The sequence below is a fragment of the Amycolatopsis melonis genome (genome assembly GCF_040064235.1).
Taxonomy (GTDB): domain Bacteria; phylum Actinomycetota; class Actinomycetes; order Mycobacteriales; family Pseudonocardiaceae; genus Amycolatopsis; species Amycolatopsis melonis.
On the sequence record NZ_JBDZYD010000001.1, the window covers coordinates 147,360 to 166,741 of the forward strand.

A 19,382-nucleotide genomic window follows, 5' to 3' on the forward strand; every position below is an offset into this window, starting at 1 on the left:
GAGGAGAACCCAGTGCGGCCCTGGCCCGGAACGCCCTACCCGCTCGGCGCCACCTACGACGGAGTGGGGACGAACTTCGCCCTGTTCTCCGAGGTGGCCGAGCGCGTCGAACTGTGCCTGTTCGACGCCGAGGGCAAGGAGGCGCGGTACGCGCTCGAAGAAGTCGACGGCTTCGTCCACCACGGCTACCTCCTCAACGTCGGGCCCGGGCAGCGGTACGGCTTCCGCGTGCACGGCCCGTACGACCCGAAGCGCGGCCTGCGCTGCAACCCGAACAAGCTGCTCATCGACCCGTACGCGAAGGCCGTCTCGCACGGCGTGAAGTGGGACGAGTCGCTGTTCGGCTACAAGTTCGCCAATCCGGACGAGCGCAACGACGACGATTCCGCGGGCCGCGTGCCGTATTCGCTGGTGGCGAACCCGTTCTTCGACTGGGGCAACGACCGCCAGCCGAAGCGGCCGTACAACGAGACGGTCATCTACGAAGCCCACGTCAAGGGCATGACCGTGAATCACCCGTTCGTGCCCGAAACCCTGCGGGGCACGTACGCCGGCCTCGCGCACCCCGCCGTCGTGGAACACCTGCAGAAGCTCGGCGTCACCGCCGTGGAGCTGCTGCCGGTGCACCAGTTCGTCACCGATCACGGCCTCGCCGAGAAGGGGCTGACGAACTACTGGGGCTATAACACGATCGGGTACTTCGCGCCGCACGACGCGTACGCGGCGATCCCCGGCGAGGGCGGTCAGGTCCAGGAGTTCAAGGGCATGGTGAAGGCCCTGCACGAAGCCGGGATCGAAGTCATCCTCGACGTGGTTTACAACCACACCGCCGAGGGCAACCACCTCGGGCCGACCCTGTCGATGCGCGGCATCGACAACGAGGCCTACTACCGCCTGGTCGAGGGGGAGCCCGAGTACTACATGGACTACACCGGCACCGGGAACTCGCTGAACGTGCGCAACCCGCACACCCTGCAGCTGATCATGGATTCGCTGCGCTACTGGGTGACGGAGATGCACGTCGACGGCTTCCGGTTCGACCTCGCCTCGGCGCTGGCGCGCGAGTTCTACGACGTCGACCGGCTGTCGACGTTCTTCGACCTGGTGCAGCAGGACCCGATCGTCAGCCAGGTCAAGCTGATCGCCGAACCGTGGGACGTCGGCCCGGGTGGCTACCAGGTCGGCAACTTCCCGCCGCTGTGGACGGAGTGGAACGGCCAGTTCCGCGACACCGTCCGCGACTTCTGGCGCGGCGAGCCGGCGACGCTGGGGGAGTTCGCCTCGCGCATCACCGGCTCGTCGGACCTCTACCAGGACGACGGCCGCCGCCCGTTCGCGTCGATCAACTTCGTCACCGCGCACGACGGCTTCACGCTGCGGGACCTGGTGTCCTACAACGAAAAGCACAACGAGGCCAACGGCGAGGACGGCCGCGACGGCGCCGACGACAACCGGTCGTGGAACTGCGGCGTCGAGGGCGAGACCGACGACCCCGAGGTCCTGGCGCTGCGGGTCCGGCAGCAGCGCAACATGCTCGCGACGCTGCTGCTGTCCCAGGGCGTGCCGATGATCCTGCACGGCGACGAGTTCGGCCGCACCCAGCAGGGCAACAACAACGTCTACTGCCAGGACTCCGAACTGTCCTGGATGGACTGGGAGCTGGCCAAGGAGAACGCGGGCCTGGTCAAGTTCACCGCCGGGCTGGGCGCGTTCCGGCACCGCCACCCGGTGTTCCGGCGCCGCCGGTTCTTCCAGGGCGGGCCGGTCGGCAAGGGCGAGAAGCTCGGCGACATCGCCTGGTTCACCCCGGCGGGCGAGGAGATGACCGAGCAGAACTGGGACGACGCCTTCGGCAAGGCCGTCGTGGTCTTCCTCAACGGCAAGGCCATCCCGGACCTGGACCAGCGCGGCATGAAGGTCGAGGACGACTCGTTCCTGCTCGCCTTCAACGCCCACTACGAAGACATCGACGCCACCCTCCCGGGCAACGGCTACGGGCAGAGCTGGACCGTCGTGGTCGACACCGCGACCGGCGAGGTGGAGCCCGCCGACGCGAAGCCGATCGAAGGCGGCGGCCGGTTCACCCTGCCCGCCCGGTCCCTGATCGTGCTGCAGCGGACGGAGCCCGAATGACGGTCCCCGAGTCGACCTACCGGGTGCAGCTGCGCCCGGAGTTCCCCTTCACCGAGGCCGCGGAGATCGCCGGCTACCTGCGTGACCTGGGCATCGGCGCGCTCTACGCGTCACCCGTGCTCGACGCGGCGCCCGGTTCGACGCACGGCTACGACGTCGTCGACCCGACGCGCGCCCGGCCCGAGCTGGGCGGCGAAAAGGCGCGGCAGGAACTCGGCAGGCGGCTGAAGGAGGCCGGGCTGGGCCTGGTCGTCGACATCGTGCCGAACCACATGTCGGTCGAGGTGCCGAAGGCGAACCGCTGGTGGTGGGACGTGCTGACGCACGGGCGTGACTCGGAGTTCGCGTCCTTCTTCGACATCGACTGGGACCGCGGCCCGCTCCTGCTGCCGGTGCTCGGCGACGACGCCGCCGTCGCGGAGCTGTCGGTCGAAGACGGCGAACTCGCCTACTACGACCACCGCTTCCCGATCGCCCCCGGCACGGAAGGCGGGACGCCGCAGGAGATCCACGAACGCCAGCACTACCGCCTGATCGGCTGGCGCCGCGGCAACGCCGAGCTGAACTACCGCCGGTTCTTCGACATCACGAACCTGGCCGCGGTCCGCGTCGAGGACCCGAAGGTGTTCGCCGAGACGCACGGCGAGGTGCTGCGCTGGGTCGCCGACGGCGACGTCACCGGCCTGCGTGTCGACCACCCCGACGGCCTCGCCGACCCGGGCGGCTACTTCCGGCGGCTGCGGGAGAACGCGCCCGACGCGTGGATCGTGGCCGAGAAGATCCTGCACCCCGGCGAGCCGCTGCCGCAGAGCTGGCCCGTCGACGGCACCACCGGCTACGACGCGCTGCGCGAGATCGCCGGCGTCTTCGTCGACCCGGCGGGCGAGCCCGGCTTCACCGAGCTGGCGAACGAGCTGGGCGTGAAGACCGGCTACCACCGCGTCGAGGCCGAGGCGCGGCGCCTGGTCACCGACCGCATCCTGGTCGCCGAGGTCCGGCGGATCGCGGCGCTGCTGCGGGACGTCGATCCCGAAGCCGCGCGGCAGGCCGTCGCCGAGACCATGATCGCCTTCCCCGTCTACCGCTCGTACCTGCCCGAAGGCACGGCGCACTGGGCGGCCGCGATCGCCGGGGCCCGGCAGGCCCGGCCCGACCTCGCCGGCGCGCTCGACGCCCTCGACGCGCAGGTCCGCGCCGAGCCCGGCGGCGAGCTGGCGACCCGCATCCAGCAGACGTCCGGCATGGTCGTGGCCAAGGGCACCGAGGACACGACGTTCTACCGCTACACCCGCTTCGCCGCGCTCAACGAGGTCGGCGGCAACCCAGACCGCTTCGGCCTGGACGTCGAGGAGTTCCACCGCCTGGCCGCCGAGCGGGAGGCCGGTCACCCGGCGGCGATGACGACGCTGACCACGCACGACACCAAGCGCTCGGAGGACACCCGCGCGCGGATGGCCGTGCTGGCCGAGATTCCCGGCGAGTTCGCCGACGCCGTCCGCCGGTGGACCGCCCGGCGGGGGATCGACGAGCCGTCGCTCAACCTCCTCGCCTGGCAGACGCTGGTCGCGACCTGGCCGATCGAGCCGTCGCGGCTGCGGGACTACCTGGACAAGGCGGCCAAGGAAGCCAAGCTGCGGACCAGCTGGACCGACCACGACGAGCAGTTCGAGGCCGACGTCGCCGCCTGGCCGGACGACGTCATGGGCGACGCCGAGCTGGCCGCCGACGTCGAGGCGTTCGTCCGGCGCATCGAAGGGCCGGGGTACGCGAACTCGCTCGGCCAGAAGCTGGTGCAGCTGACCGCGCCCGGCGTCCCGGACGTCTACCAGGGCACCGAGCTGTGGGACTTCTCCCTGGTCGACCCGGACAACCGCCGTCCGGTCGACTACGCCGCCCGCCGCGGGATCCTGGCCCGGATCACCGACGGCGAGCTGCCGGAGATCGACGCCTCGGGCGCGGCCAAGCTGCTGGTCGTGCACAAGGCACTGCGGCTGCGCCGGGAGCACCCCGGCCTCTTCCGCGGCTACCGGCCGCTGCGCGCCGAAGGAGCCGCGGCGGAGCACTGCCTGGCCTTCACGCGCAGCGCGGACCTCGCCGTGGCCGTCACCCGGCTGCCGATCGGCCTCGACGCCGCGGGCGGCTGGCGCGACACCGTGCTGCCGCTGCCCGGCGGCGTCTGGACCGACGTCCTGACCGGCCGCGAGGCCACCTCCGACCTGGCCACCCTGTTCGGCCGTTACCCCGTCGCGTTGCTGGTGCGAGGAGACGCATGAAGTTCAGCGTGTGGGCCCCGGCGGCCCGCCGGGTCCGGGTGAGCGTCGACGCGGACGTGCACGAGATGAGCGCGGGCGAGGGCGGCTGGTGGCACGCCGAGGCCGAGGGCGTCAACTACGCCTTCCTGCTCGACGACGACGAGAAGCCGCTGCCTGATCCCCGCTCACGGTGGCAGCCCCACGGCGTCCACGCCGAGTCCCGCGTCTACGACCACGGCGAGTTCGCCTGGACCGACGACGCGTGGACCGGGCGGCAGCTGCCCGGCGCGGTGCTCTACGAGCTGCACGTCGGCACGTTCACCGAGGGCGGCACCTTCGACGCGGCGATCGACCGGCTGGACCACCTCGTGGACCTCGGCGTCACGCACGTCGAGCTGCTGCCGGTCAACTCTTTCGACGGCACCGCGGGCTGGGGCTACGACGGCGTCCTCTGGGGCGCGGTCCACGAGCCCTACGGCGGGCCGGACGGGCTCAAGCGGTTCGTCGACGCCGCCCACGCGCGCGGCCTGGCCGTCGTGCTCGACGTCGTCTACAACCACCTCGGGCCGTCGGGGGCCTACCTCGACAAGTTCGGGCCGTACTTCGCCGGGCAGAACGACTGGGGGCCGGGCCTGAACCTCGACGGGCCGGGCTCCGACGAGGTCCGCCGGTACGTGATCGACAACGCGCTGAGCTGGTTCCGCGACTTCCACGTCGACGCCCTGCGCCTCGACGCCGTCCACGCGCTGCTCGACCGGCGCGCGGTCCACCTGCTCGAACAGCTCGCGACCGAGGTCGAGACGCTGTCGGCGGCGCTGAACCGGCCGCTGACCCTGATCGCCGAGTCCGACCTCAACGACCCGCGGCTGGTGACACCCCGTGAGCGCGGCGGCTACGGCCTGCACGCGCAGTGGTCGGACGACTTCCACCACGCACTGCACGTCAAGCTCACCGGCGAGACGTCCGGCTACTACACCGACTTCGCCGCGCCGGACGCGCTCGCGAAGGTGCTGCGCGAGGTGTTCTTCCACGCCGGGACCTGGTCGTCGTTCCGGGAGCGCACACACGGCCGCCCGGTCGACACCCGGACCGTGCCGGGCCACCGGTTCCTCGGCTACCTGCAGAACCACGACCAGATCGGCAACCGCGCGACCGGCGACCGGCTGTCCGCGACGGTGCCGTGCGACCGGCTGGCCTGCGGGGCGGCGATCCTGTTCTGCTCGCCGTTCACGCCGATGGTGTTCATGGGGGAGGAGTGGGCGGCGAGCACGCCGTGGCAGTTCTTCGCGTCCTTCCCGGACCCGGAGCTGGCCGAGGCGGTCCGCACGGGCCGCCGTCGCGAGTTCGCCCGGCACGGCTGGGGCGAGGCCGACGTGCCCGATCCGATGGACCCGGCCACGGTGGAGCGGTCGCGGCTCGACTGGGCCGAGGCGGAAAAGCCCGGTCACCGCGAGATGCTGGAGCTGTACCGGGCGTTGATCCGGCTCCGGCGCGACCGGTCCGAGCTGGCCGGACCGTGGGTCGCGGACCTGCGGGTCGACACCGCGCCCGACGGGTCGTGGCTGGTGCTGCACCGCGGCGGCCTGCGCCTGGCGGTCAACTTCGGGCCCGGGCCGGTGACGCTGCCGCTCGGGGCGTCGGGTGCGCTGCTGACCTGGGGGGAGGCCACCGTGGACGGTGGCGCCGCCCACCTGCCGCCCGACACTTTCGTCCTCGCCGAAACGACACCCTGACGGCGGTTGCCCGCCGTGACTCGGCTGTCATAGCGCGCACGGACCCCCACCGATCTGGGACGATTCAGGAATGGCCACACGACCCTCCGCCGACCACGTCCTCGCCGGCCGCCCGTTCCCGCTCGGGGCCCACCCCGAGGCGGGCGGCGTGCGGTTCGCGATCACGTCCGCCGTCGCGGACGCCGTCGACCTGTGCCTGATCGACGCCGACGGGTCGGAACGCCGGATCGCGCTCACCGAGCGCACCTTCGGCGTCTGGCACGGACTGGTGCCCGGGGTGACGCCGGGGCAGCGCTACGGCTACCGGATCCACGGCCCCTACGACCCGGCCCGCGGGCTGCGCTGCAACCCGCACAAGCTGCTGGTCGACCCGTACGCCCGGCAGATCACCGGCGGCCTCACCGACCTGACCGCCGCACAGGGCTTCACCGGCGACCCCGAACGCGGCCCGATGTCCACTGTGGACTCCCTGGGCAGCGTGCCGCTGTCGGTGGTCACCTCGCCCGGCGGGCCGGACACCGGGACCAAGCCGGAGGTGCCGTTCGAGGAGGCGGTGATCTACGAGCTGCACGTCAAGGGGTTCACCCAGCAGCATCCGTTCATCCCGGAGGCCCTGCGCGGCACCTACCTCGGCCTGGCCCACCCGGTGGCGATCGAGTACCTGACCCGGCTCGGCGTCACGTCGGTGGAGCTGCTGCCGGTGCACTCGTTCCTCGACGAGCCGTCGCTGATCCGGGCAGGCCGCCACAACTACTGGGGCTACTCGCCGCTCGGCTTCTTCGCGCCGCACGCCGCGTACGCCAGCGAACCGGGCCACGAGGTCGAGGAGTTCCGGCTGATGGTGGCCGCGCTGCACGCGGCGGGCATCGAGGTGATCCTCGACGTCGTGTTCAACCACACCTGCGAAGGCGGGCCGGACGGGCCCACGCTGAGCTTCCGCGGGCTGAACGCGCCGGTTTACTACCTGCACACCGAGCGCGGGCACATGGCCGACATCACCGGCTGCGGCAACACCCTGGAGGCGGGCTCGCCGACCGTGGTGCGGCTGGTGACCGACTCGCTGCGGTACTGGACGCAGGAGATGGGCGTCGACGGCTTCCGGTTCGACCTGGCCAGCACGCTCGGGCGGCCGCGCGGCGGCGCGTTCGACCACGCCTCGACGCTGCTCACCGCGATCACCACCGACCCGGTGCTCTCGCGCTGCAAGCTGATCGCCGAGCCGTGGGACGCGACCGGCGAGGGCTACCGCGTCGGCGGCTTCGGTGCCCAGTGGGCGGAGTGGAACGGCCGCTACCGCGACACCGTGCGTGACTTCTGGCGCGGCGCGACCGGCGTCCGCGACCTGGCCTACCGGCTGTCCGGCTCGTCGGACCTGTACGACCACAACCTGCGGCGGCCGTGGCAGTCGATCAACTTCGTCACCGCGCACGACGGCTTCACGCTGCGGGACCTGGTGTCCTACAACGAAAAGCACAACGAGGCCAACGGCGAGGACAACCGCGACGGCGGCAACGACAACCGCTCGTGGAACCACGGCGCCGAGGGCGAGACGGCCGACCCGGCGATCCGCGCGCTGCGGGCCCGGCAGGCCCGGAACATGTTCGCGACGCTGCTGCTGTCCACCGGCACCCCGATGATCACCGCCGGTGACGAGTTCTGGCGGACCCAGCACGGCAACAACAACGCCTACTGCCTCGACGACGAGACGTCCTGGTTCGACTGGACCCCGGACGACCCCGCGGCCGAGGCGATGCTCGCGTTCGCGCGCCGGGTCGTCCGGCTCCGCGCGAACAGCCCGGCGCTGCGCCAGCCGGAGTTCTTCGAAGGCCGGACGACTCCGACCGGCAAGCCGGACCTGGTCTGGTTCCGCCCGGACGGCGAGGAGTTCGGCGAGAGCGACTGGTTCGCCGACCGCCACACGCTCGGCATGTGGATCGACGGCTCGAACAGCCAGGCCCGCAACCGCGAGGGCGAGCTGGTCCCGGACCACTCGTGGCTGCTGTGGCTGCACGCGGGCGACGCCCCGGCCGAGGTCGTGCTGCCGGGCCGCGAGTACGGCGAGACGTTCAAGCCGACCCTGGACACGTCCACCGCGGACGGCAGCCCGGCCAACCCGGGTGTCCTGGAGGCCAAGAGCCGGGTGACCCTCCAGTCCCGCTCCCTCCTCCTGCTCCGCGCTCCCCGCCTGGCCGCCGAACCCGACCCCTCCTGACGCGTACTCCGACGGCCGGATGTCATGAAAGAGTCGCTCATGACGCCGGACGTCATGAACGACTCTTTCATGACATCACCGGCGGCGCGCGAGTCGTCCGTTCGGGTACGGCTCGTGGCCGTTCGGGTCCGCGTGTCGTCCGGGGCAGTCCGGGGTTCGGTGGCGGGTGGACGTAACCTGCCGGACATCCCGCGGAAATTCCTTGCGGGAACAGTGTTTCGGACGGCGCGGGCTGGGTACACAGCAAAAGAGCCCTGCCTCGTAGGCGCTTGATCGAGTCAGGCAGACTGTCGTCGCCTGCGTCCAACCGACACACCGAGGGGCGTTGCCCATGACCGGCCGGCTCGGCATCGACGACGTCTCCCCCAGCGTGAGCTGCGGCCGGTATCCGGCCAAAGCCGTTGTGGGGGAACACATCCCGGTCACCGCGACCGTCTGGCGGGAAGGCCACGACGCGGTCGCCGCCACCGTCGCGTGGCGCGGCCCCGACGATCGCCTCACGCGCCAGACGCGGATGGTGCCCCGCGGTCCCGATCACCCGGACGAGTTCGCCGCGGTGATCGTCCCGGACACCACCGGGATGTGGACCTACCGGATCGACGCCTGGGGCGATCCGTGGTCGACGTGGGAGCACAACGTCGAGGTGAAGATCGCCGCCGGGCAGGGGCCCGAGGACCTCGCCAACGACCTCGAGACCGGCGCCCGGCTGATCGAGCGCGTCTCCCGCCGTCCCGACCGCCGCGCGGAGAAGCCGCTGCTGGCCGGCGCGGTGAAGGCGTTGCGCGACGAGGAGCGCAGCCTCGCCGAGCGGGTCGGGCCGGCGCTCTCGCCCGAGGTCCGGCAGATCATGCACGAGTTCCCGGTGCGGGAGCTGATCACCAAGGGCAAGCCGCACAAGGTGTGGGTGGACCGCCGCCGCGCCGCGTACGGGTCCTGGTACGAGCTGTTCCCCCGCAGCACCGGCGGCCTCGACGCCGAGGGCAAGCCGGTGCACGGCACCTTCACCACCGCCGCGGCCGCGCTCGACCGGGTCGCGAAGATGGGCTTCGACGTCGTCTACCTCCCGCCGATCCACCCCATCGGGCGGGTCAACCGCAAGGGCCCCAACAACACCCTCGACGCCAAGCCCGAGGACGTCGGCTCGCCGTGGGCGATCGGCGCCGACGAGGGCGGCCACGACGCCATCCACCCCGAGCTGGGCACCTTCGAGGACTTCGACGCCTTCGTCGCCCGCGCCGGAGAACTCGGCATGGAGGTGGCGCTCGACTTCGCGCTGCAGGCCGCGCCCGACCACCCGTGGGTGCTCAAGCACCCCGAGTTCTTCACGACCCGCCCGGACGGCTCGATCGCGTACGCGGAGAACCCGCCGAAGAAGTACCAGGACATCTACCCGATCAACTTCGACAACGACCCCAAGGCCGTCTACGAAGAGATGCTGCGGGTCATCACCGTCTGGATCGACCACGGGGTGAAGATCTTCCGGGTCGACAACCCGCACACCAAGCCGCCGGACTTCTGGGCCTGGCTGATCCAGTCGGTCAAGGACGCCCACCCCGACGTGCTGTTCCTGGCCGAGGCGTTCACCCGCCCGGCGCGCCTGTGGGGACTGGCCCGGCTCGGCTTCACCCAGAGCTACACCTACTTCACCTGGCGGACCGGCAAGCAGGAACTGATCGACTTCGCCATCGACCTGCGCGAGCACTGGAACGAGGGCCGCCCGAACCTGTTCGTCAACACCCCGGACATCCTCCACGAGTCGCTGCAGCGCGGCGGTCCCGGCATGTTCGCGCTGCGGGCCGCGCTCGCCGCGACGATCTCGCCGACGTGGGGCGTCTACTCCGGGTACGAGCTGTTCGAGCACGTCCCGGTGCGCGAAGGCAGCGAGGAGTACCTCGACTCCGAGAAGTACCAGCTGCGCCCGCGCGACTTCGAGCGCGCGCTCGCCGAAGGGCGCTCGCTGGAGCCGTGGCTGGCGAAGCTGAACGCCGTCCGCAAGGCGCACCCCGCGCTGCAGCAGATGCGCACCCTGCACTTCCACCACGTCGACAACGACGCGCTGCTGGCCTACTCCAAACAGGACCCGGCCACCGGCGACACCGTGGTCACGGTCGTGACCCTCGATCCGTACGGGCCCCAAGAGGGCACGTTGTGGCTCGACACCGGCGCGCTCGGCTTCGAGGCGCACGAACGGCTCATCGCCCACGACGAGGTCACCGGCGACACCTGGGACTGGGGCCCGGCGAACTACGTCCGGCTCGAACCGTGGCGGGCGGTGGCCCACATCGTGTCGGTCAGACGACGGCTGGCCGGCTGAGCAGGGAAGGACAGGGACTCGAGGGACGAGGTGGAGCACATGGCGGATGAGGCCCGGCCCGACGCGGCACTGGGGCTGGAGGGCGTGCCGCACACGGGCGAGGCGATGACCGCGGACGGCATGCTCGTGGAACCCCAGGCCGGGGACTTCCGGTCGGCGCAGCAGGCGCCGAGCGATCCGTACTGGTTCAAGGGCGCGGTCTTCTACGAAGTGCTGGTGCGCGCGTTCGCCGACTCCAACGGCGACGGCACCGGCGACCTGCGCGGACTGGCCGGAAGACTCGACTACCTCGCCTGGCTGGGCATCGACTGCCTGTGGCTGCCGCCGTTCTACGCCTCGCCGCTGCGCGACGGCGGGTACGACATCAGCGACTTCCGCGCGGTGCTGCCGGAGTTCGGCAGCGTCGAGGACTTCGTCTTCCTGCTCAACGAGGCGCACCGGCGCGGCATCCGGGTGATCACCGACCTGGTGCTCAACCACACCTCCGACGCGCACCCGTGGTTCCAGCAGTCCCGCCACGATCCCGACGGCCCGTACGGCGACTACTACGTCTGGAGCGACGACGACTCCCGCTACGCCGACGCGCGGATCATCTTCGTCGACACCGAGACATCGAACTGGACCTACGACCCGGTCCGCGGCCAGTTCTACTGGCACCGCTTCTTCTCCCACCAGCCCGACCTGAACTACGAGAACGCCGACGTCCAGAACGCGATGATCGACGTCCTGCGGTTCTGGCTGGACCTGGGCATCGACGGGTTCCGCCTGGACGCCGTGCCGTACCTGTTCGAGCAGGAGGGCACCAACTGCGAGAACCTGCCGCGCACGCACGAGTTCCTCAAGCGCTGCCGCAAGGTCGTCGACGACGAGTACCCCGGCCGGATTCTGCTGGCGGAAGCCAACCAGTGGCCATCGGACGTCGTCGAGTACTTCGGCGACCCGGCCGTCGGCGGCGACGAGTGCCACATGGCGTTCCACTTTCCGCTGATGCCGCGGATCTTCATGGCCGTGCGCCGCGAGTCGCGCTTCCCGATCTCGGAGATCCTCACCCAGACCCCGGAGATCCCCAGCGGCACGCAGTGGGGGATCTTCCTGCGCAACCACGACGAGCTGACGCTCGAGATGGTCACCGACGAAGAGCGCGACTACATGTACGCGGAGTACGCCAAGGACCCGCGCATGAAGGCCAACATCGGCATCCGCCGCAGGCTCGCGCCGCTGCTGGACAACGACCGCAACCAGCAGGAGCTGTTCACGGCGATGCTGCTGTCCCTGCCGGGCTCGCCCGTTCTGTACTACGGTGACGAGATCGGCATGGGAGACAACATCTGGCTCGGCGACCGCGACGCGGTGCGCACGCCCATGCAGTGGACCCCGGACCGCAACGCCGGGTTCTCCTCCTGCGATCCGGGCCGGATCTACCTGCCGGTGATCATGGACCCGGTGTACGGCTACCAGGGCCTGAACGTCGAGGCGCAGTCGAACAACGCCTCCTCGCTGCTCAACTGGACCCGCCGGATGATCGAGGTGCGCAAGCAGCACCACGCGTTCGCCGAGGGCGACTTCATCGACCTCGGCGGGTCCAACCCGAGCGTGCTGGCCTACAAGCGCCAGTGGCGGCGCCCGGACGGCGGCGAGGACGTCGTGCTCTGCGTCAACAACCTCTCCCGGTTCCCGCAGCCGGTGGAACTGGATCTGTCCGCGCACCGCGGGTGCACGCCGGTGGAGCTCACCGGCGGCGTGCGGTTCCCCAGCATCGGGGAGCTGCCGTACCTGCTGACGCTGCCGGGCCACGGCTTCTACTGGTTCCAGCTGACGAACCCGGGAGACGAAGGCGAAACGAGGTGAGTCCCTTGTCCGACCCGCGTGAGCTGGTCGAGGACCTGACCGAGGACCTGCGGCGCTGGCTGCCCGGGCAACGCTGGTTCGCCGGCAAGGACCGGCCGGTGACCGGTGTCCGGCCACTCGGGGTGACCGAGCTGGTCGAAGGCGATCCGCAGCTGCTGCACGTGGTCGTCGAGGTCGCCCAGGGCGACCGGCGCGAGCCCTACCAGCTGCTCGTCGGACGGCGGACGCACCCTCCGGAGATCGCCTCGACCAGCTGGATCGGCGCCGGCGGCGACCTCAACGCCTACGAGGCCTCCGGCGACCTCGACCTCACCGGCGTGCTGCTGGACCTGATGGCCCGCGAGGAGACCGTGGGCTCGCTGGTCTTCGAGCACGAACCCGGCGTCGAGCTGGAGACCGGCCTGCGGGCCCGGCCGATCACCTCGGAGCAGAGCAACACGTCCCTGGTCTACGGCGGGCAGTACATCCTCAAGCTGTTCCGGAAACTGACCCCTGGCAAGAACAAGGACCTGCTGCTGCACCGCGCGCTGCAGGCGGTCGGCAGCAAGCACATCGCGCAGCCGCTCGGCTCGATCACCGGCGACCTCGGCGGCGAGCCGACCACGGTCGGCATGCTCCAGCAGTTCGTCCCGGACGCCGTCGACGGCTGGGCGATGGCCACCACCAGCGTCCGCGACCTGATGGCGGCGCCGGACCTGCACGCCGCGGAGGTCGGCGGCGACTTCGCCGGCGAGGCCGAACGGCTCGGGCGCGCGGTCGCCGAGGTACACGCGGACCTGGCCGAGGCACTCGGCACCGAGCCCGCCGACACCGCGGAGCTGGACCGCTCGGCGAAGGCGATGATCGCCCGGCTCGACGCGGTCGCCGCGCGGGTCCCGGAGCTGGCCCCGCACGCCCCGGCGCTGCGGGCGGCGTTCGAAACGCTGGGCGCGCTGCCCGCCGGGGCGATCGAGATGCAGTACATCCACGGCGACCTGCACCTCGGCCAGGTGCTGCGGACGGTCGGCGGCTGGCTGCTGATCGACTTCGAGGGCGAGCCCGCGGCCCCGGTCGAGGAACGGCACGCGCTCCGCTCGCCATTGCGGGACGTCGCGGGCATGCTGAGGTCGTTCGACTACGCGGCCCAGCAGATGCTGGTCGGCCAGCCGGACGACCCGGCGCTGGCCGAGAGCGCGCGCGAGTGGTCGGAGCGCAACCGGGCGGCGTTCTGCGAGGGCTACGCCGCGATCGCGGCGGACCCGCGCGAGCAGGGCGAGCTGCTGCGCGCCTTCGAACTGGACAAGGCGGTCTACGAAGTGGGTTACGAGCACGCGAACCGGCCGGACTGGCTGGGCGTGCCGCTCGCGTCGATCGCCCGGATCACGAGCTGAGAGGGAAGACACCGTGAACGCCGTTCCGGAAGGCCTCCCGGCCGCGGCCCCTTCGGCCGCGGACATCGACCGGCTGCTGGCCGGGTCCCACCACGACCCGCACTCGGTGCTGGGCGTGCACCCGGTGGGGAAGGGCTTCGCGGCCCGGGCGCTGCTGCCCGGCGCGAAGGCCGTCACGCTGTGCGCGGGCGGCGAGAAGTACCCGATGGAGCCGGTGATCGACGCGCTGTTCGCCGTCGCCGTCCCCGAGCACCCCGGCGACTACCGGCTGGAGGTCGACTACGACGGGCACACCGCCACCGCCGACGACCCCTACCGCTGGCTGCCCACGGTGGGTGAGCTGGACCTGCACCTGATCGGCGAGGGCAGGCACGAGCGGCTCTGGGAGGTACTCGGCGCGCACGTCCGGTCCTACGAGACGCCCGGCGGGGTCGTCGAGGGGACGTCGTTCGCGGTCTGGGCGCCGAACGCCCGGGGCATCCGGGTGATCGGCGACTTCAACGGCTGGGACGGGCGCGGGCACCCGATGCGCTCGCTCGGCTCGTCGGGCGTCTGGGAGCTGTTCGTGCCCGGCGTCGGCGCGGGCACCTGCTACAAGTTCCGGATCCTCGGCTCCGACGGGAACTGGCACGAGAAGGCCGACCCGCTGGCGTTCGCGACGGAGAAGCCGCCCGCGACGGCCTCGGTCGTCACCCGGTCCGCGCACGTGTGGGAAGACGACGAGTGGGTGGCCCGGCGCGAAGCCACCCAGTGGGCCGCGGCGCCGATGAGCGTCTACGAGGTCCACCTCGGGTCGTGGCGGCCCGGCCTGGACTATCGCGAGCTGGCCGACCAGCTCGGGGACTACCTCGTCGAAACCGGCTTCACGCACGTGGAGCTGCTGCCGGTGTCGGAGCACCCGTTCGGCGGCTCGTGGGGCTACCAGGTGACGTCGTACTACGCGCCGACGTCCCGCTTCGGCTCCCCGGACGACTTCCGCTACTTCATCGACCGTCTGCACCAGCGGGGGATCGGCGTGCTGGTGGACTGGGTGCCCGCCCACTTCCCGCGCGACAGCTGGGCGCTGGCCCGCTTCGACGGGACGCCGCTGTACGAGCACGCGGACCCGCGCCGCGGCGAGCAGCCCGACTGGGGCACGCTCGTGTTCGACTTCGGCCGCAACGAGGTCCGCAACTTCCTGGTCGCCAACGCGCTGTACTGGCTCGACGAGTTCCACCTCGACGGCCTGCGCGTCGACGCGGTGGCGTCGATGCTGTACCTGGACTACTCCCGCAAGGAAGGGGAGTGGCTGCCGAACCAGTACGGCGGCCGGGAAAACCTCGACGCGGTGCGGTTCCTGCAGGAGCTGAACGCGACCGTCTACAAGCGACACCCGGGTGTCGTGATGGTGGCGGAGGAGTCCACGGCGTGGCCGGGCGTCACGCGCCCGACGCACCTGGGCGGGCTCGGGTTCGGCTTCAAGTGGAACATGGGCTGGATGCACGACACGCTCCGGTACCTGTCGCATGAGCCGATCCACCGGGCCTACCACCACAACGAGATGACGTTCTCCCTCGTGTACGCGTGGAGCGAGAACTTCGTGCTCCCGCTGTCGCACGATGAAGTGGTGCACGGCAAGGGATCCCTGTGGGGCCGCATGCCGGGCGACGCGTGGAACAAGGCGGCCGGGCTGCGCTCGCTGCTGGCGTTCATGTGGGCCCACCCGGGCAAGCAGCTGCTGTTCATGGGCGGCGAGTTCGGCCAGCCGGCGGAGTGGTCGGAGTCGAAGTCGCTGGACTGGCACCTGCTGGACGAGCCGCTGCACCTCGGGGTCTGGGAGCTGCTGCGGTCGCTGAACACGATCTACCGGTCGACCCCGGCCCTGTACAGCCAGGACACCTCACCGGACGGTTTCCGCTGGATCGACGCGAACGACTCCAGCGGCAACGTCCTGAGCTTCCTGCGCATCGGCGCGGACGGCTCCCGCCTGGCCTGCGTGGCGAACTTCGCGGGCGTCCCGCACCACGACTACCGGGTCGGCCTCCCGTCGGCGGGCCGCTGGCGCGAGGTGGTCAACACCGACGCCGAAGCCTACGGCGGCTCGGGCGTCGGCAACCTCGGCGCGGTGGAGGCGACGGAGGAGCCCTGGCACGGCCAGCCCGCCTCGGCCGTCCTCCAGCTCCCGCCCGCCGGAGTCCTCTGGCTGGTCGAGGAGACCCCACCGGACCCGGACCTGACGTGATCGAAGCCGGAACTCGCGTGATTGAAGCCGTAACTCGCGAGTTCCGGCCCCAATCACGCGAGTTACGTGCTCGATCACGCGAGTTCCGGCTCTGCTCACGCGTGATGCCTCTCCAGACACGCGTGATACCCCTCCAGTCACGCGTGATGCCCGAAAAGGGCTCCGCCGGGCGGGTCTCGCGGGCTTACCATCGGAGGATGGACGGCTCCGGTGGTGTCGTCGCGAACCTGATTCTCTTCGCCGTGGTCTGCATTGCGCCGACGGTGTTGTTCTGGTGCGCGCTGCGCGTGCCGAACCTTCTCCGCTGGGTCCGCGCCAAATGCGCGAAACCTCAGCCGGAGGGTCCGCCGATCGAACGCGTCGCCGCCGACCTGCGGCGGGTGCACCGGCTGCTCGTCGAGTACCCGGCCGGGACCCCGGCCGCGCGGCGGTTCGGCACCCGCCAAGCCTACGACGAGCTGCTCGTCCAGGCCTGCCGCCAGGTCGGCGTGCCGCACCAGCTCGGTGAGCTGCCCGAGGGCATGGACCGCGAGATCGAACGCCTGCGTGTCGAGCAGTCGCTGCGGGAGCGCGGGCTGGCCGTGCCCTGACTTGTACAGGACGTGTACGCGCGCCCGGCACGCTGCCCGGCATGCGGAGACTCCTGATCGGCCTCGTGGCCTTACTCCTCCTCGGCCTCCCGTCGACGGCCCAGGCGGCAGCGACCTTCCCGCGTCTCGACGCGGCGACCGTCGACGGCTTCCGGCTCACCGCCGGCGGCTCCTTCGCCACCTACGGTTCGCGGATCGCCGCGCTGGACACGAAACTCGCGCCGCGCGGGCTGAGTGACGTCCTCGGCAGCGCCAACCGCAAGGCACGCCCGCTCTGCCATGCGACGTACCTCGCCACGGCGCTGAAGCCCGCCGGCTTCTGCTGGGAGGACGCCAACGACGACAAGACCAACGACTGGATCCCGCAGGGCCTCACCGGATCGGGCGACGCGAACCCGGCAGGCGGGACCGTCGGCGGCAAGCGCGTCGTCGTGACGACGTGGCACACGCCGGGCGACACCATGGTCCGGCTGTCCTTTGTGGACGCCTCCGGGCTCGGCTACCGGCACGTCCTGCTCGTGGAACCGACGTCCGACACGAACTTCGCGGTCGTCGCCGGCCACGGTCACGGCGTCACGTGGTCGGGCAACCTGCTGTTCGTCGCGACCACCGGCGGCCTGATCCGCGTCTTCGACACCACGCACTTCTGGAAGGTCGACGACAGCTCGGCGACCGTCGGCCTCGGCAGCGACGGCAAGTACCACGCCGCGTACTACGACTACGCGATGCCGCAGATCGGCGCGTACTGGTACCCCGGTGGCGGCGCGTGCACGGCGGCGCCCGGCACGCGGCCGTGCCTGTCGACGTTGTCCTTCGACCACACCGATTCCACGTTCGTGACGGCCGAGCACGTCCCGGGCGCGGCGGGCGGGCGGATCCTGCGCTGGCCGTTCGACGCGGCGACGGGCCGTCTGAAGACGGCGGCCGACGGACTGGTGCACGCCGTCGAGGGCTTCTCCTCACCGGTGTGGGGCATGCAGGGCGCGCTGTCCCGCGGCGGCTACTTCGTGCTCACCGGGGTGTGCCCGGAGTACGCGGGCGAGGCGGGCGACCACCCGTCGTGCCTGCACGGCGGAGTCGGCGGCGTCTCGACGTCGAGGCTGTCCGGGCAGGCCCCGGTCAACAGCCAGAACCTGTCCTACTGGCCGGCCACCGGCGAGTTGTGGCTGATCAACGAGCAGCTGCGGGAACGCGTGGTCGTGCACGTCCCGTGGACCACGCTCACCGGCCGGTCCTGAACAACGGGAAAGGCCCCGCCACCGGTTCCGGTGGCGGGGCCTTTCCCGTGTCAGCACTCAGTCGAGGTAGTCCCGCAGGACCTGCGACCGCGACGGGTGACGCAGCTTCGACATCGTCTTGGACTCGATCTGCCGGATGCGCTCGCGGGTCACCCCGTAGACCTGGCCGATCTCGTCGAGCGTGCGCGGCTGGCCGTCGGTGAGGCCGAAGCGCAGCCGGACCACGCCCGCCTCGCGCTCGGACAGCGTCTGCAGCACCGACTGGAGCTGGTCCTGCAGCAGCGTGAACGACACCGCGTCGACCGCGACGACCGCCTCGGAGTCCTCGATGAAGTCGCCGAGCTGGCTGTCGCCCTCGTCGCCGATCGTCTGGTCCAGCGAGATCGGCTCACGCGCGTACTGCTGGATCTCCAGGACCTTCTCCGGGGAGATGTCCATTTCCTTCGCGAGCTCTTCCGGGGTCGGCTCGCGGCCGAGGTCCTGGAGCAGCTCGCGCTGGATGCGGCCCAGCTTGTTGATGACCTCGACCATGTGCACCGGGATGCGGATGGTGCGGGCCTGGTCGGCCATCGCGCGGGTGATCGCCTGGCGGATCCACCACGTGGCGTACGTCGAGAACTTGTAGCCCTTGGTGTAGTCGAACTTCTCGACCGCGCGGATCAGGCCGAGGTTGCCCTCCTGGATGAGGTCCAGGAACGCCATGCCGCGGCCGGTGTAGCGCTTGGCCAGCGACACGACCAGGCGGAGGTTCGCCTCCAGCAGGTGGTTCTTGGCGCGCTCGCCGTCACGCACGATCCACTTGAGGTCGCGGCGCATCTGGGTGACGAGCTTCTCGCCCTCCTCCTCGGCGGTGCGCACGCGCTCGGCGGCGTAGAGCCCGGCCTCGATCCGCTTGGCCAGCTCCACCTCCTCCTCGGCGTTCAGCAGCGCGACCTTGCCGATCTGCTTGAGGTAGGCACGCACGGAGTCGGCGGACGCGGTCAGCTCGGCGTCCTTGCGCGCCTGGCGCAGCGCCTCGGACTCCTCCTCGTCCCAGACGAAGTCCGGGTTGTCGGAGCCCTTGCCCTTGTCCGACGCGGCACCGCGGCGGCGCGACGCCGGGGTCTCGTCGTCGGCTTCCTCGTCGTCGTCCTCGTCGTCGTCGGCCGAGTCGGTGTCCGGCTCGTCGTTGACCGTCTCGTCGACGACGTCGACCTCGACCTCTTCCAGGTCCGACAGGTCGGGCGAGTCGAGGTCGACGTCCTCGAGGTCGCCGGGACCGTCGGGCTCGCCGTCGTCGGTCTTCGGGGCCTTGGTCGCGGCCTTCTTCGCCGGGGCTTTCTTGGCCGGGGCCTTCTTGGCGGTGGTGGTCTTGCGCGCCGCTGGCTTCGCCGTCCCGGTGGCTGCCTCTTCGGCCGGCTCGCCGGCTGCGGTCGCTGTCTTCGTCCCGCCTCGGGTTGCGGTTCTTGCGGCTGCCACTTACGCCCTTTCG

At 71.0% G+C, this 19,382-nt stretch carries 11 protein-coding genes; 10 read left to right on the forward strand and 1 reads right to left on the reverse strand.

Annotated elements, in window-relative coordinates; genetic code table 11:
* Positions 1–12: 12 nt before the first annotated feature.
* From glgX (ABJI51_RS00690) to ABJI51_RS00735, 10 genes are all read left to right on the forward strand, one after another.
* Positions 13–2,133, forward strand: a complete 2,121-nt coding sequence (glgX, locus tag ABJI51_RS00690) for a glycogen debranching protein GlgX (RefSeq protein ID WP_348946868.1) — start codon at positions 13–15, stop codon at positions 2,131–2,133.
* A complete protein-coding gene (treY, locus tag ABJI51_RS00695) occupies positions 2,130–4,406 on the forward strand; it encodes a malto-oligosyltrehalose synthase (protein ID WP_348946869.1) in 2,277 nt (758 codons plus the stop codon). Before glgX (ABJI51_RS00690) ends, treY begins: the two co-directional genes overlap by 4 nt.
* On the forward strand, positions 4,403–6,118 hold the full coding sequence (gene treZ / locus ABJI51_RS00700; RefSeq protein WP_348946870.1) for a malto-oligosyltrehalose trehalohydrolase: 1,716 nt from the start codon (positions 4,403–4,405) through the stop codon (positions 6,116–6,118). Before treY ends, treZ begins: the two co-directional genes overlap by 4 nt.
* 70 nt (positions 6,119–6,188) lie before the next feature.
* Entirely contained in the window at positions 6,189–8,330 is a 2,142-nt protein-coding gene (gene glgX / locus ABJI51_RS00705; protein ID WP_348946871.1) for a glycogen debranching protein GlgX, read from the forward strand.
* Between the two features lie 331 nt (positions 8,331–8,661).
* On the forward strand, positions 8,662–10,644 hold the full coding sequence (locus ABJI51_RS00710; protein WP_348946873.1) for an alpha-1,4-glucan--maltose-1-phosphate maltosyltransferase: 1,983 nt from the start codon (positions 8,662–8,664) through the stop codon (positions 10,642–10,644).
* Between the two features lie 39 nt (positions 10,645–10,683).
* Positions 10,684–12,492 carry a maltose alpha-D-glucosyltransferase gene (gene treS / locus ABJI51_RS00715; protein ID WP_348946874.1) on the forward strand — a complete coding sequence of 603 codons (1,809 nt, stop codon included), beginning with the start codon at positions 10,684–10,686 and terminating at the stop codon, positions 12,490–12,492.
* A 5-nt stretch (positions 12,493–12,497) separates the two neighbouring features.
* Entirely contained in the window at positions 12,498–13,862 is a 1,365-nt protein-coding gene (locus ABJI51_RS00720) for a maltokinase N-terminal cap-like domain-containing protein (protein ID WP_348946875.1), read from the forward strand.
* 13 nt (positions 13,863–13,875) lie between these two features.
* Entirely contained in the window at positions 13,876–16,083 is a 2,208-nt protein-coding gene (glgB, locus tag ABJI51_RS00725) for a 1,4-alpha-glucan branching protein GlgB (protein ID WP_348946876.1), read from the forward strand.
* 197 nt (positions 16,084–16,280) lie between these two features.
* Positions 16,281–16,673, forward strand: coding sequence for a hypothetical protein (locus ABJI51_RS00730; RefSeq protein WP_348946878.1), 393 nt, complete (start codon positions 16,281–16,283; stop codon positions 16,671–16,673).
* A 41-nt stretch (positions 16,674–16,714) separates the two neighbouring features.
* Positions 16,715–17,911, forward strand: a complete 1,197-nt coding sequence (locus ABJI51_RS00735) for a hypothetical protein (protein ID WP_348946879.1) — start codon at positions 16,715–16,717, stop codon at positions 17,909–17,911.
* Positions 17,912–17,968: 57 nt separating this feature from the next.
* Here the strand turns inward: ABJI51_RS00735 and ABJI51_RS00740 are convergent, their stop codons facing one another.
* Entirely contained in the window at positions 17,969–19,369 is a 1,401-nt protein-coding gene (locus ABJI51_RS00740; RefSeq protein WP_348946880.1) for an RNA polymerase sigma factor, read from the reverse strand.
* Positions 19,370–19,382: the final 13 nt, after the last annotated feature.

Excerpts from the sequence above, each read along its gene's own strand:
- glgX (WP_348946871.1), top strand. The coding sequence starts at position 6,189 with ATGGCCACACGACCCTCCGCCGACCACGTCCTCGCCGGCCGCCCGTTC.
- ABJI51_RS00735 (WP_348946879.1), top strand. The coding sequence starts at position 16,715 with ATGCGGAGACTCCTGATCGGCCTCGTGGCCTTACTCCTCCTCGGCCTC.
- treY (WP_348946869.1), top strand. The coding sequence starts at position 2,130 with ATGACGGTCCCCGAGTCGACCTACCGGGTGCAGCTGCGCCCGGAGTTC.
- ABJI51_RS00710 (WP_348946873.1), top strand. The coding sequence starts at position 8,662 with ATGACCGGCCGGCTCGGCATCGACGACGTCTCCCCCAGCGTGAGCTGC.
- treZ (WP_348946870.1), top strand. The coding sequence starts at position 4,403 with ATGAAGTTCAGCGTGTGGGCCCCGGCGGCCCGCCGGGTCCGGGTGAGC.
- treS (WP_348946874.1), top strand. The coding sequence starts at position 10,684 with ATGGCGGATGAGGCCCGGCCCGACGCGGCACTGGGGCTGGAGGGCGTG.
- ABJI51_RS00730 (WP_348946878.1), top strand. The coding sequence starts at position 16,281 with ATGGACGGCTCCGGTGGTGTCGTCGCGAACCTGATTCTCTTCGCCGTG.